A 14,527-nucleotide genomic window follows, 5' to 3' on the forward strand; every position below is an offset into this window, starting at 1 on the left:
ACCTTTATCGGCTCTTTGCTAGAGGGTTTTAAATAACGCTCAATTCGATCTCTCTTTCTGTCTCGCCCAAAATCTCAATCTGTACTTTAGTATAATGTTCTGGCAATAGATCGGCTATTTTTTCTGGCCATTCTACAAAGCAATAATTCCCAGAATAAAAATAATCTTCATAACCCATATCAAAACCTTCATTCTGGTTCTTTAATCGGTAAAAATCAAAATGGAATATGCTTCCGTTCTCTAGCTCATACTCGTTCACGATAGAAAAAGTTGGACTGCTGGTATGGTCTTTTGTGCCTAAAAGTTCACATAATTTATTAATTAATGTTGTTTTTCCTGCGCCCATACTTCCGAAAAAGAGAAATATCTTTTCTTTGTTAGCTTGGTTTAATATTGTTTTTGCCACATCTTCTAAACCAATAAGACTGGCAACTTTAATCTTCATGCCATAAAAATATTATTTGTTTTTATAGGTAACAATAGGGATGATCATTTCTTCTAAAGAAATTCCGCCATGCTGAAAAGTCTCATTAAAATAATTAACAAACTGGTTATAATTGTTTTGGTAAACAAAATATGAATCTTCTTTTGCAAAAATATAGCTAGAGCTTACGTGTAATTTGGGCAACATGGCATCTGCGGGGTTTTTAACTAAAAAAACGTCTTTACTGTTGTAATTTAGGTTTTTGCCTTGTTTGTACCTTAAATTAGAATTGGTGTTTTTGTCCCCGATAACTTTACTAGGGCTTTTAACCCTTATGGTACCATGATCCGTGGTAATAATTAACCTAACTTTCTTTTGGGCCAATTTTTTGATTAAATCTAAGAGCGGAGAATGCTCAAACCAAGAGAGCGTTAAAGATCGATAGGCAGCATCATCGTTTGCCAGTTCACGTATCATCTGCATATCTGTACGGGCATGGGAAAGCATATCAACAAAGTTGTAAACAATTGCATTTAACTCGTTGCCCATTAAATTAGGCAAAGAATCGTTTAGGTTTCTGCCCTGATCTTGATTTAATATTTTATGATAAGAGAATTTAAGGTCTTTTTTAACCGAACGCTTGATCTGGTCTTCTAAAAACTTTTCCTCAAACAGATTCTTTCCGCCCTCGTCTTCATCGTTTTGCCACATTTCTGGAAAACGTTTTTCCATATCTGAGGGCATCAGGCCAGAAAATATCGCGTTTCTTGCATATTGGGTTGCGGTTGGTAAGATACTAAAATAGGTTTCTTCATCCTCTAGCCTAAAATATTCTGAGATAATAGGATTGATGATCTTCCATTGGTCATAACGAAGGTTATCAATCAGTATGAAGAACGTAGGTATCTGCTCGCTCAGGTTTGGAAAAATCTTTTTCTTAAACAATTGGTGCGATAGCATTGGTGCTTTATCTTGGTTTTTTACCCACTCTAAATAATTCTTCTCTATAAATTTAGAAAACTGTGCATTAGCCTCTGATTTTTGCATCGTCAAAATCTCATGCATCCCGGCATCTTCCAACTTCTCTAGTTCTAGCTCCCAAAAGATCAGTTTTTTATAAACATCAACCCATTCTTGGTAGTTTAGGTTATCGTTTAATATCATCCCTAAATTCCTAAAGTCTTGTTGGTAGGCCATAGAGGTTTTTTCGCTCACCAACCTTTTGTTATCAATCAATTTTTTGATAGTCAACAGAATTTGCTTCGGGTTTACGGGTTTGATCAGATAATCGTCAATTTTAAAACCAATGGCATCTTCCATCAAATACTCTTCCTCGCTTTTGGTGATCATTACAACCGGTACATCTGGGTTAATGGTTTTGATGCTGCTCAAGGTTTCTAATCCGGTTAAACCGGGCATATTTTCATCCAAGAAAACAAGGTCGAAATCCTTTGTTTTAAAAATGTCTAAAGCATCCCTTCCGTTGGTGGCTGTATCGATCTGGTAGCCTTTTTCGTTAAGGAAAAGGATGTGTGGTTTTAAAAGGTCAATTTCATCATCGGCCCACAATATATTTGCTAACTGCATATAAAAATTTCTAATTCGCTGATTTTCTTTTTAATTTCTCAATATTTGCCAAGAATTAACTCGAGAGCTAAAATTAGCAATTTTTGTGCCTTATAATTTATTTAGGTTGAATAAGAACAAAATAATAAACGATCCAGTTTACGGATTTATAAGTATTAAAACCCCTTTATTGTTTGATTTGATAGAGCATCCTTATTTTCAAAGATTAAGGTATATCAAACAGCTGGGGATGACGCATTTGGTTTACCCTGGTGCATTGCACACCCGTTTTCATCATGCTTTGGGCGCAATGCACCTGATGCAACTTGCCTTAGAGCATTTACAAAGTAGGGGGCATACCATCACAAAAGAAGAAGAAGAGGCTGCTTGTATCGCAATTTTATTGCATGATATTGGGCATGGGCCATTTTCTCATGCTTTAGAACATACCATCGTTAAAGGTGTATCGCATGAAAAAATCAGCATTATGCTGATGGACAATTTGAATAGGGAATTTGGCGGAAAATTGGACCTGGCATTAAATATATTCAATAATAAATACCATAAAAAGTTTCTTTGCCAATTGATATCGGGCCAATTAGATCTAGATCGTCTAGATTATCTTAACAGGGATAGTTTTTTTAGTGGCGTTACCGAAGGTATGGTAAGTTCTGATAGGATCATAAAGCTATTAAACATCAAGGATAATAATTTGGTGGTAGAGGAGAAGGGAATCTACTCTATAGAAAAGTTTTTGATTGCCCGCAGATTAATGTATTGGCAAGTATATCTACACAAAACCGTAGTTGCCGCAGAGCAATTGTTGGTTAAAATATTAGAAAGGGCAAGAGAACTTGCCAATACTGGCTATCAATTATTTGCAACTCCGGCTTTAAAACATTTCCTTTATACTAATATCAATGCAGATATTTTTTCTGAAAACCACGATAACTTAAAATATTTTGCGTTGTTAGATGATCATGATGTAATGGCTGCCGTAAAAGTTTGGCAACATGATGATGATCTTATTTTAAGAACGTTATGTGCCAATTTGATCAATAGGAACCTTTATAAAGTAGAAATTAGCTATGATCTGCCAGAAGAGAGCAGGTTAAACCAATTAAGAGCTCACATTGTCAAAAGTTTAAACATCTCTATGGACCAAGCAAAATATTTTGTTTTTACCGGCAGTGTAAATAATATGGCTTATAAAATTGGTAACGGAAGCATCAATATTTTGATGAAGAACGGACAATTAAGAGATATAGCAACCGTTTCTGATAATGCCAATTTAGAAGCTTTATCTAAAATTGTTACTAAAAACATTCTTTGTTACACAAAAGTAGAAGAATGAAAAAAGCATTATAATTTAATAACAATTTGTTCATTTAATAATATCAATTAATTTTGGAACATGCAATTTACCGCAAAAGAGATTAACCTTTTACTTAACGGCACTTTAGAAGGTAACCCAGATGTAAAGGTTAGTCAGTTAGCAAAAATAGAGGAAGCACAGGAAGGGGCATTGTCTTTTTTGGCCAATCCTAAATATGAGGCCTTCCTCTACACCACTAATGCTTCTGTGGTTATTGTAAACGAGGACCTTATTATTGATAAGCCTATAAGTTCTACCTTAATTAAGGTAAAGGATGCTTACAGCAGTTTTTCTATACTCTTAGAAAGGTACAATAGCCTAAAACTAAATAAAAAGGGAATTGAAGAACCTTCTTTTATACATCCTGATGCAACAATAGGTAAAGACGTTTACATAGGTGCCTTTGCGTATATTGCTGCCGGTGCGCAAATTGGGGATAACACAAAAATATATCCACAATGCTATATCGGCGATGATGTGAAAATCGGTAACGATTGCTCTATACAAGCGGGGGCTAAAATCTATCACGATTGTATCATTGGCAACAAAGTAACCATACATGCCAGTACCGTAATTGGGAGTGATGGTTTTGGTTTTGCACCACAACAAGACGGCTCTTATGTGAAAGTAAACCAAATTGGCAATGTGGTAATAGAAGATAATGTAGAAATTGGTGCAAATACATGTATAGATAGGGCAACAATGGGTTCTACAATTATTAGAAAAGGGGTAAAATTAGATAATTTGATACAAATTGCCCATAATGCAGAGATCGGGAAAAATACCGTTATCGCATCTCAAACAGGGATTTCTGGGAGTGCGAAAATTGGCGAAAGTAATATTATCGGAGGGCAAGTTGGCGTTGTTGGTCATGTATCTTTGGCAAAAGGGACACAAATACAGGCCAAATCGGGCATCAACAAATCCATAGAAGAAGAGAACAAAAAATGGGGAGGTGCGCCTGCCCAAACATATCAAAGTTATATGCGTTCACAGGTAATTATCCAAAGACTACCAGAAATGGAGCGCAAGATTGAAGAATTGCAGAAATTGATCAAAAGAATGCAAGAAAATCTTCCCAAATAATTTTATTTATGAATCCTAGGCAAAGAACAATAAAATCTGAAATAAGTTTATCTGGAGTTGGTTTACACACAGGGGCGAAGGTTACTTTAACTTTTAAGCCCGCACCAGAAAATCATGGGTATAAATTCAAGCGTACAGACTTGCCCGATCACCCTGTAATTGATGCAGACGTAGATAACGTTTCTGATACCTCAAGAAGTACCACTTTAACCGCAAACGGGGCCAGCGTAAGCACTACAGAACACGTTTTGGCGGCTTTGGTTGGTTGCGAGGTTGATAATGTGATGATTGAGCTAAACGGTATTGAAGTGCCTATCTTAGACGGGAGCGCCGTAGAGTTTGTAAACGCCCTCGAAAGCGTGGGCTTTAAAGAGCAAGATGCAGAAAGGGAATATTATCATGTTCAGCACAATATACATTACTCAGAAGAAGATCGTAAAGTAGAAATGGTGATCATGCCCTTAGACGATTATCGTTTTACTTGTATGGTAGATTATAACTCTCCGGTTTTAGGAAGCCAACACTCTACCATAACCTCCATTAGCGATTTTAAAGATGAGATTGCATCATGCCGCACATTTGTGTTTTTACATGAGCTAGAGATGCTTTTGAAACATAACCTCATCAAAGGCGGAGATATAAACAATGCCATCGTAATTGTAGATCATGAGATTGGCGAACAAGAATTAAAAGACCTTGCCAAAGCATTTGGTAGGGAAGACATTAAGGTTGCCCGAGAAGGGATTTTAAATAATATAGAATTACGTTTTCAAAATGAACCTGCCCGACATAAATTGTTGGATATGATCGGTGATCTAGCCTTGATCGGCACACCAATTAAAGGACACGTAATGGCTGCCAGACCTGGCCACGCTGCAAACGTTGCTTTTGCAAAAAAAATAAAGGCAGCAATTAAAAAAGATAAAAAGAAAAAAGTGCAGCATCTTTATGATCCAACTGCAAAACCTTTTTATAACATTACGGATATTATGAATATCTTGCCCCATAGGCAACCATTTTTATATATCGATAAAATACTAGAACTAACAAAAACTTATGTTGTAGGCGTAAAGAACGTAACCATTAACGAAGAGTTTTTTAAAGGCCATTTTCCTGGCGCACCTGTTTTGCCAGGTGTAGTACAGATAGAAGCCATGGCACAAACAGGCGGTATCTTAGTATTAAGTACCGTACCAGACCCAGAAAATTACCTAACCTACTTTCTTAAGATAGACAATGTGCGTTTTAGGGCACAAGTTCTGCCAGGCGATACGATTATTTTCAGATGTGATCTAATGGAGCCCATTAGAAGAGGAATTGCACAAATGAAAGGCGTTGGAATGGTAGCAGATAAAGTAGTAGTAGAAGCAGAAATGATGGCCCAAATTTCTAGAGTTAAAGAAACCGAAAACCCAGAATGATACAACCCTTAGCATATATACACCCACAGGCAAAAATAGCCAACAGCGTAGTTATAGATCCCTTTGCAGTTATCCATAAAGATGTAGAGATTGGGGAAGGCACTTGGATAGGATCTAGCGTTACCATTATGGATGGCGCAAGGATCGGTAAAAATTGCAGGATTTTCCCCGGTGCGGTTATTTCTGCGATCCCGCAAGATCTAAAATATGCCGGCGAAGAAACAACCGCTGTTATTGGTGATAATACTACCATAAGAGAATATGTAACCATTAACAGGGGCACTTCTGATAAATGGGAAACCAAAGTGGGAAAAAATTGCCTTTTGATGGCTTATTGCCACGTAGCGCATGATTGTGAAGTAGGCGATAATTGTATCTTTTCTAATAATACAACACTTGCTGGCCACATTACCATTGGCGATAACGTTGTTTTGGCCGGGATGGTTGCCATACACCAATTCTGCAAGGTTGGTTCTTATTCTTTTGTAACCGGAGGTTCTTTGGTTAGAAAAGATATCCCGCCCTATGTTAAAGTAGCAAGAGAGCCGCTTTCTTATGCGGGCATTAATTCTGTTGGTTTAAGAAGAAGAGGCTTTACTTCAGAGAAAATAAACGAAATCCAAGAGATCTATCGTATTCTGTTTGTAAAACATAACAATGTTACCAAAGCCTTGGATATTATTGAAGCAGAATTTAAGCCAACAGAAGAACGAGATGAGATTATCAATTTTATCAGAAACTCTAACCGTGGCGTGATGAAAAGCTTTGGCAATGGTTAACATTTGATGAAGATTGTTCTAGCTCAAATTGGCAGAAGGTTTAATAGAGAATGGATATTTAACCATATCGATTATACATTTGAAACCGGAAAATCTTATGCCATTTTAGGGATCAACGGTTCTGGTAAATCTACCTTGCTACAAATCATATCTGGTGCGCTAACATCTTCGGTTGGTAACATTTCTTATTTCATGGCCGGTAAAGAAATACAGGTAGAAGAAATTTTTCAACATTTTAGTCTTGCTGCGCCATATTTAGATTTAATTGAAGAGTTTACGCTTTTAGAAGTCTTGGAATTTCATTTCAACTTTAAAAAAAGGATAGATGGTTTAACAAATGAGCAATTAGTTGATTTGTTAAACATGCAAAAAAGTAAAAACAAGCAGCTTAAATATTTTTCTTCTGGGATGAAACAAAGGGTAAAACTGTTATTAGCTTTTTGTTCTGATACGCCCTTACTTCTTTTAGACGAACCAACCGCCAATTTAGATGAGCAAGGAATTATTTGGTACCTAGAGTTGGTAAAAACCTTTGCCGATAACAGACTGATTATCGTATGCTCTAACCAAGCTCATGAATATGCTTTTTGTGACCACAAGATTCTTGTTGCTGATTATAAATAGAGATCGCTGTACCTTCTATATAAATAAATCTCCTCTGCCCATCTTCCGGCTTTTTTGTATTTAGCTCTTAAAGTATCAAATCCTCAATCCCAAACCAAAAAAGTAATTCCTTTTTGCCGATGGATTATAGAATCTGTTACCGAAAGCATTCAAATCGTTACCTAAGCTATAACTTTCGTTTAAAAGATTATCAATTCCAAAATAGAGGTTCAAACCCGCATTGCCAACTTTTCTGGTGTACCCAAATTTTGCCATGATCAAATTATAACTATCCGCAAAAACCGTAGAAGCATCATTTAACGATGTTTTTCCATTATATTGATGTTGGATAAAAACATTAAAACCATGGTTAAAATCTAAATCTAAGCTATTGCTGATATTGAATTTTGGTACGCCCGTTAATATATTACCGCTAAAATCATCGGCCGCAACTTTATAATCACTAAACTTAAAATCGTTAATTGTGAGTGCAGTATGGTAAGTGATCTGGTTCAAAACAGCTGTTGGTTTTTTTAGGATATTTGCGTTTAAAGCCAATTCTACTCCTTTTTGTTGGGTACCACCCGCGTTCACAAAAAAATCTTGGTCGTTAGCATTTACACGCCTAACAATGGCATTGTTTAATCGGTAATAAAAACCCGCCAGATCAATGTAAATTCTTTCAAATGGAGTTCTAAACCTTAGGCCCATTTCATAGTTCCACCCTTTTTCTGGTTGCAGATCAGTATTGATCTTTGCATCAGAAGCCCTAACTTCTGCGGTTGTGGGTGCAGAAAATCCTCTACTAATGATCCCCCTTAAAACAAAATTAGGGTTCAATAGATAAGACAAAGCCAGCTTCGGCATTAAAATAGGCTTAAGTTTTTGCCTTCCGGCGATGCTAGAACCATTAGATTCTGGTAAAAGTTTAAATTTATAATCGGTAAAGTTTAAGCTCGATGAAACCTCGGCATTCAATTTTTTATTAAACTCAAAATCAAATTTTGTGAACACAAATTGCGCTTTATTTATAATCCTATCTGCCGCAATAATTGTGGTAGGCGTTCCTTTATCATTATTATAATTCAAGATATCTGAATTGGTTTGCCCAAATTCATAGCCTAAATTCCATTCATATTTTTGGTTTTTATTGGTTTTGTTCTGATAGTTGAGATAGGTTCTCAGGGCAATAGAATTTTCTTGCCGTTTCTCATAATTGGTTATGAAAGGGTTCTTAAAATCTGTACTGATGCCAGAGATAGATAAGATATGTTTTAAATGGTTATTGAACCTATATTCATTACTAATGCCTGCAAATAAGGTCTTATTAAAAACCCCGGCATTCTGTTCTTCGGCACCTGGAGTAAATGTGGTGCTTGGCCTGGCCATTGTTGGCTTTGCATCTTTTTGGGCTAAAGTTAAACCGCCCGGAGTTTGATAATCCAAATCGCTGTAAAAGCCAGAAAACCTGATGCTTCCTTTGTTATTGTAATTTAATTTTTGGGCGGCCTGAAAAAAATTACGCTTCATTTGGCTATGGTCTCTATACCCATTTGAATATTGATGAGATTGATGGATGTTGAACTCGTAATTTTGCACATTCTTATCAAAAGCTATATTTTCTTTAAACAATCCATAAGATCCAGCTAAAATGTTTGCTTTCAATCCATCGGCCTTAGCCAGTGTATTTACTAAGACTACGCCACCAGAATTTGCGCCAAATAAACTGCCATCGGGCCCTTTTAAAACCTCTATATTTTCAATAGCAGATTGATCGATCAAATTCAAATAGGTGTTTCCGCCAGCGTCTGTTAAAGGAAAACCATCATAATAAACCTTAACGTTTCTCACGCCAAACGGCGAACGCAATAAACTACCTCTAATTGATAAACGGTAACTCCCGGGCGATCGTTCTTCCATCTTTACACCGGCAACGCCATTTAATACCGGCAAAAGAGATTGTGTGCCGCTTTGTTCTATTTGCTTTTTATTGATAACAGAAACGGTAGCGGGTAAGCTGATCAATATTTTATCTGATAGATAGGCCTTAACTTTCACTTCGTTTAATATTTGGGTACTATCTTTTTGCTGGCCAAAGCAATAAGAATTAAAGAAAATAAATATCAGAAGAAAATAGCCTGTTCTCATTGATGGTATATTGGTAAAAAAATCATTCTTGAGTATCTTTTAAACGCATTTGTAATTTTTTGATGATGTATTGATCCGGATAAGAAAACAGGTAAATTACCGCTCCTTTTTCCCTAGCATATTTATTATTGATCTCTCCAATTTTAACATTGCTTTTAAAATGTGCAATCAAAGACGGATAGGGTGTTTCGCCAATAAAAATCAGATGTTTCAGATGGTTTAAATGGGGGAAGTATTTGATATAATCTAAGCTGTAGCAAACCGCATTTTTAATGTTTTTACTGTAATAATTGATGGCGCCTGTTTGCCCATAATTTTCTGTAAGCACCAATAAATTCTTTCTTTCTGTTTTATGGATTTTTAAGAAAGCACTATCGGTTTTGTTAGCCATTTCTGTCCAACCGATCATATCGGCAAAATCTTGCTCAATTGGATGCTCTTTGCCATCTTCCCATTTATGCGTACCAAATTTACCGCCAAAATTACTTCTATTTACAATTTGTGGGGGAGAAAGTATTGGGAAAATTTTTTGGGAAAAATAAGCTATGAGGGCAATATTAAATATTACCAATGTGGGTTTGATCCAGGCGGTTTTTTTGCTTGATAAAAGTTGATCTAGGTAAATAGCCCCAAAAGCAAAAAGTATAGGATATAAACCCACGGCATAATAGGCTTTGCCATGTAGATATATAAATAATAAAATGGTGCTTAGGTAGGCAAAAGCCACAATCTTATAAGGTTTAAACGGCTTATAAAACACAATGGCCAATAAGCCCCCAAACCAAAATGGTATAGCACCAAAAAAGAACTTTACCTGTTCTAGCACAAAATCAATCCTAGAAACATTTTCTAACTGAGTTCTCGCCAGAGTTTTCATGTGCCAAACTACTGGAAAATGATTTTTTATTTGCCACCAAATATTAGGCGATACAATAAACAATGCCAGCAACATGGCCAGCCAAAAATGTTGGTTAACAAATAGTTTTCTTTGCTTGGTAAACGGTAAGCTTACCACCAAGGCCATCAATAAAAAGATAATGTTGTATTTGTTTAAAAGCCCAAAACCAATAGTAATTCCTAAATAATAAAGGTTAATTTCTTTTTCTGTTTTGATGTATTTGATGATGAAAAAGAAGATTAGCGTATAAAAAAGTATATCGAAAGAATTTGGTTGAAAAAGAATATTGATCCTCAATAAACCAGAAAATAAAACACAACAGGCAGCAATAATTGCAGCATACAGTGTGCCTTTTAAAACTTTTACGGTTTCCCAAACAACCCAAATAGTAAGTGCGCCGGCCAAAGCAGGAAAAAACCTTACCCACAAAAGCCCATTTCCTAACCATTTTATAATTAGTGCTTGCCAACTTGTAAAAGGCGGAACGGAGGGATAGCCCCATTGCAGGTGATTGGCTTGATCAAGATGTAAAAATTCGTCTCGGTGTAACTCATAAATAGATGAGATCACAAGATATTGAAAGAGGAATTTCAATAATATAATTGTGATCAAGATATACCAAGGGAATTTTTTATTGATCATTTTTGAAATAAGAGACCAAAGCTATTTAACGGCGGTCATTTTTAAACATACCGGGTTGCCTATGCTCAACATCTTATTGGTATAGGTTAGCAATCCCGTTTTTTTGTTTCTCCTAAAAACATAAATATCGTCAGAATCTTGGTTGGCTACTAATAAAAACGAATCGGTTGGGTCTATCACAAAATTTCTTGGCGTTTTTCCTAAGCTGCTTTGGGAGCCAATTCTGGTCAATGATCCGTTTTTGTCATCGATCTTAAATATCACTATTTCATTAGCATCCCCTCTATTGGTAGCATATAAAAACCGTCCATCGTTAGATAAATGAATGTCTGCGCCACCGTCTTTTCCGGTAAAACCAACTTGGTCTAGATCTACGATCTTATTTTTGCTAAGTACTTTATCTTTATAATCAAATATGGTAATGGCGGCTTTCATCTCTGATAGCAGGTATAATTTATCTCCTTTTTTATTAAAAGCAAAGTGCCTTGGGCCAAACCCCGGGTTTATATCTATAAAAGGTTGCGCTGCGCTCTGAAGCGGGTCTTTTAGTAAAGGTTCGTAATCATAAGCGAATAATTTATCAAGCCCCAGATCTGCATTAAACAAAGTTTTCCCATCATTAGAAAATATAACAGAATGGGCATGGGGGCCTAACTGCCTGTTCTTGTTAATGCTGCTCCCTTCATGCTGTATAAGTTGGGCAAGCGGCGCAACGCTACCGTCATTATTTAAAGGCAAAGCACTTACGCTGCCAGTGCCGTAGTTGGCGGTAAAAACATATTTGTTATCATTGGCAATGCTTATGTAACAAGGCCCGCCACCTATTGTGCTTTGCGTATTTATAAAAGAAAGCTCCCCGGTCTTAGAATCGAAGTTAAAAGCATTTACGGCCCCATTTCTATCCTTGCCTTGTTCGCTAACGCTATAAACTTTTGTGCCATTGTTGTTTATGGCCAAATACGAAGGGTTTTTAATACTGTCTGTTTTAGATTCAAAACTTAGGTTACCGCTTTGCGTATCAAATTTATAAACAAAAATGCCGTTGTTTTGACTTTTGGTATAGGTGCCAATTAGCAGGTGCTGGTACCTTTGGGCAACGCTAAAGAATGGGATCAACAATAAAGCTAAAATTATTTTAATTTTCATCTCGATAAGATTTTTTGGTTAATCCTCAAAAGTGCAAAAAAAAACTAGACTAGCGTAAAATGTAATTTCTTATGTTGGGTTTAATAGAGATGCGCCATTAACGCAAAAAAGGCTTCCTTTGGGAGGAAAGCCTTTTCTAAAAAACCAAAAACTAAAACTTTATAAAACCAATCTAGATTTTATTGTGTAATCGCTTACTTTTTTAAGACTAAAGCAAAACAAAAAGGTTTAATTAGATTTATAATTTAAAGTATGGTTTATAGGTTAACCAAAGAACTTGTTTTTCCAGATCCTTCATTGGCAGATGAAGATGGGTTATTGGCAGTGGGCGGAGATTTATCCCCACAGCGTTTAATGCTTGCCTATCAAAACGGGATTTTTCCATGGTTTGGCGAAGGATCGCCGATTTTCTGGTATAGCCCAAAAGAACGTTTTGTGTTGTACCCCGCCGATGTTAAAATAAGCAAAAGCATGAGGCAGGTTTTAAATTCTAACAGGTTTAAAATTACTTTGAACAAGGTATTTAAGGAGGTAATTATGGCTTGCGCCGATGCTAAGCGAGAAGGGCAAGATGGCACATGGATAACCCCAGAAATGCAAGAAGCTTATTTTAAGCTATACCAAATGGGTTATGCACATTCTGTTGAAGTTTGGGAAAACGAAGTGTTGGTTGGCGGATTGTACGGAGTGTTTGTAAATAAGGTTTTTTGTGGAGAGTCTATGTTCTCTAAAAAAAGCAATACCTCAAAATTGGCGTTGATCTGGCTTTGTAAAAACACCAATATTGATTTAATAGATTGCCAGGTACACTCTAGCCATCTAGAAAGAATGGGGGCTAAATTAATGGATAGAAGATCGTTTTTCGAGTATTTAAAATAGCAAGCGTTTACTTTAAGGCGTAATAAAAATCGAACACTTTAACCAAGTCTAGGTTGTTTTTAAAATCAATGTTTTCTTTCTTCAGAAAAGTTTCAACCTGTGCGCCTTGATCTTTAAATATCTGTAAGAACTCTTTTTTAGAGGGTTTAAATTTTTCCATTTTACCGTCTTTGTACAGGTAATAAGAATTGTTTTCGTTAAATTTCTTCTCGGTAGTAGCAGAGCCATAAGCTTTGGTCTCGGTTATGTATTTACTTGCCTTAAATAAAAGCAATACATCAGAACCCTTAAACAACACTTGGTAAAAACTTTTGTTATCAAAATTATCTACCTCCGGAAAACCATTTGTAAAAATTTCCTTTCCGGTAACTTTATCCAAAACAAAAGTTTTTATAGAATCTACAAAAGCCATCGGAATGTTCTTATCGGCCATGAAATAAATTTCGTCTTTTACGATATCATATTTTAGCGCTAATTTATCATGCGTTACCCCGCCTTTTGTCACCACCGATCCATCGCTCCAATAATCATATAAATACGGATTTCCTATTACATCTGTATAGGCTTTAAAAGATAATGGTTTGCCAGAAATATCTTGAAGATATTGTGCTTTTGTGTTAAGGCTTATAATAAAAAAAAATAAAATGGTAATATTGAAGCTTTTCATATTCAGTAAATTTTTAATCAGATAATGTAAAAATAATGAAAAAAATATTCTTGATAGGTGCCATGCTCTTATTTTTGTTAGGGGCAAAAGCTCAAAAAAACGATGGTACGGTTTCATCGTTGATCAAAACGGAAAACTATTTTAATGAAGAAGTAGCCAAAGAAGGCATATCTGAGGCATTTTTGAAAATGACGGGCAAAAACGGCGTGGTTTTTAGGCCTAACCCGGTTAATATCAAACAATATTATAATCAAAACCCCTCAAAGGCCACTAATTTATCGTGGCAGCCCGAGTTTGCCATGATCTCTAAAGATGGCGAACTAGGTTTTACAACTGGCTTATATACACTTAATAACGAACAGCCTTCTTTTGGGCATTACCTTTCTATCTGGAGGTCTAATCAACAAAAGAAATGGGAATTGGCTTTAGATGCCGGTATTGCCCATGATAAGCCTATTGCAGATGCAAAGCAAGTATTCTTAGACCCCTCTGATTATAAATACCCAAAGCTAATTGGCCCCAAAAAGATGAAGATGAGGGAAGATATTGTTTTTAGCACAGATCTGTTACTTAGTAAAGCTTTAAACCAAACTGGCAATAAGAACTTTAAAGATTTTTATGCCGATGAAGTGAGGTATTACTTTCCGGGTAAATTACCAATTATAGGGAAGGCAAATGCCGTAAATTTTATTTACGGTATGGGCAAACAGGTTACAAGTTACCCCAACTTTGTTGATAGGGCTTTTAGTGGAGATTTAGCCTACACCAACGGAAAAGCAACCATTGGACAAAAAAAGTACAACTACATAAGGATATGGCAAAAAGATGCACAAAGTAAATGGAATATTATTTTAGACATGTATTTAGAGGCAGAATAACTATTTTACTGTTTA

At 36.0% G+C, this 14,527-nt stretch carries 13 protein-coding genes; 7 read left to right on the top strand and 6 right to left on the bottom strand.

Features of this window, described 5'->3' with window-relative positions:
• Positions 1–28: 28 nt before the first annotated feature.
• Together tsaE and porX are read right to left on the bottom strand one after the other, a co-directional pair.
• Positions 29–445, bottom strand: a complete 417-nt coding sequence (tsaE, locus tag I5M32_RS03430; RefSeq protein WP_200584778.1) for a tRNA (adenosine(37)-N6)-threonylcarbamoyltransferase complex ATPase subunit type 1 TsaE — start codon at positions 443–445, stop codon at positions 29–31.
• A gap of 12 nt (positions 446–457) precedes the next feature.
• Positions 458–2,011: a T9SS response regulator signal transducer PorX gene (gene porX / locus I5M32_RS03435; protein WP_200584779.1), complete on the bottom strand. Its 1,554-nt coding sequence runs from the start codon at positions 2,009–2,011 to the stop codon at positions 458–460.
• Between the two features lie 106 nt (positions 2,012–2,117).
• Here porX and I5M32_RS03440 point away from each other — a divergent pair, with 106 nt between their 5' ends.
• The 5 genes from I5M32_RS03440 to I5M32_RS03460 are packed head-to-tail and all read left to right on the top strand — an operon-like array spanning position 2,118 to position 7,275.
• Positions 2,118–3,344: an HD domain-containing protein gene (locus I5M32_RS03440; protein WP_200584780.1), complete on the top strand. Its 1,227-nt coding sequence runs from the start codon at positions 2,118–2,120 to the stop codon at positions 3,342–3,344.
• A 60-nt stretch (positions 3,345–3,404) separates the two neighbouring features.
• The gene (lpxD, locus tag I5M32_RS03445) at positions 3,405–4,451 is read left to right on the top strand and encodes a UDP-3-O-(3-hydroxymyristoyl)glucosamine N-acyltransferase (RefSeq protein WP_200584781.1); all 1,047 of its coding nucleotides are present in this window, start codon (positions 3,405–3,407) and stop codon (positions 4,449–4,451) included.
• An 8-nt stretch (positions 4,452–4,459) separates the two neighbouring features.
• A complete protein-coding gene (locus I5M32_RS03450) occupies positions 4,460–5,872 on the top strand; it encodes a bifunctional UDP-3-O-[3-hydroxymyristoyl] N-acetylglucosamine deacetylase/3-hydroxyacyl-ACP dehydratase (RefSeq protein ID WP_200584782.1) in 1,413 nt (470 codons plus the stop codon).
• Positions 5,869–6,651, top strand: coding sequence for an acyl-ACP--UDP-N-acetylglucosamine O-acyltransferase (gene lpxA, locus I5M32_RS03455; protein WP_200584783.1), 783 nt, complete (start codon positions 5,869–5,871; stop codon positions 6,649–6,651). The genes I5M32_RS03450 and lpxA overlap by 4 nt, the downstream gene beginning before the upstream one ends.
• A gap of 6 nt (positions 6,652–6,657) precedes the next feature.
• Positions 6,658–7,275, top strand: coding sequence for an ABC transporter ATP-binding protein (locus I5M32_RS03460; RefSeq protein ID WP_200584784.1), 618 nt, complete (start codon positions 6,658–6,660; stop codon positions 7,273–7,275).
• Between the two features lie 75 nt (positions 7,276–7,350).
• Here the strand turns inward: I5M32_RS03460 and I5M32_RS03465 are convergent, their stop codons facing one another.
• From I5M32_RS03465 to I5M32_RS03475, 3 genes are read right to left on the bottom strand one after another with little or no spacing between them, the layout of a single operon-like run.
• A complete protein-coding gene (locus I5M32_RS03465; RefSeq protein WP_200584785.1) occupies positions 7,351–9,402 on the bottom strand; it encodes a TonB-dependent receptor in 2,052 nt (683 codons plus the stop codon).
• A gap of 22 nt (positions 9,403–9,424) precedes the next feature.
• Positions 9,425–10,942: a glycosyltransferase family 39 protein gene (locus I5M32_RS03470; RefSeq protein WP_200584786.1), complete on the bottom strand. Its 1,518-nt coding sequence runs from the start codon at positions 10,940–10,942 to the stop codon at positions 9,425–9,427.
• A 21-nt stretch (positions 10,943–10,963) separates the two neighbouring features.
• Positions 10,964–12,088 (bottom strand): lactonase family protein, encoded by a 1,125-nt coding sequence (locus I5M32_RS03475; protein ID WP_200584787.1) that lies wholly within the window; start codon positions 12,086–12,088, stop codon positions 10,964–10,966.
• Positions 12,089–12,340: 252 nt separating this feature from the next.
• On the opposite strand from I5M32_RS03475, the gene aat reads away from it, so the two are divergent.
• Positions 12,341–12,967 carry a leucyl/phenylalanyl-tRNA--protein transferase gene (gene aat, locus I5M32_RS03480; protein WP_200584788.1) on the top strand — a complete coding sequence of 209 codons (627 nt, stop codon included), beginning with the start codon at positions 12,341–12,343 and terminating at the stop codon, positions 12,965–12,967.
• A 7-nt stretch (positions 12,968–12,974) separates the two neighbouring features.
• On the opposite strand, the gene I5M32_RS03485 is transcribed toward aat, so the two are convergent.
• Positions 12,975–13,634, bottom strand: coding sequence for a hypothetical protein (locus I5M32_RS03485; protein WP_200584789.1), 660 nt, complete (start codon positions 13,632–13,634; stop codon positions 12,975–12,977).
• Between the two features lie 35 nt (positions 13,635–13,669).
• On the opposite strand from I5M32_RS03485, the gene I5M32_RS03490 reads away from it, so the two are divergent.
• Positions 13,670–14,512: a Cif family virulence factor gene (locus tag I5M32_RS03490; RefSeq protein ID WP_200584790.1), complete on the top strand. Its 843-nt coding sequence runs from the start codon at positions 13,670–13,672 to the stop codon at positions 14,510–14,512.
• Positions 14,513–14,527: the final 15 nt, after the last annotated feature.

The sequence above is a fragment of the Pedobacter segetis genome, from assembly GCF_016623585.1.
Lineage (GTDB): Bacteria > Bacteroidota > Bacteroidia > Sphingobacteriales > Sphingobacteriaceae > Pseudopedobacter > Pseudopedobacter segetis.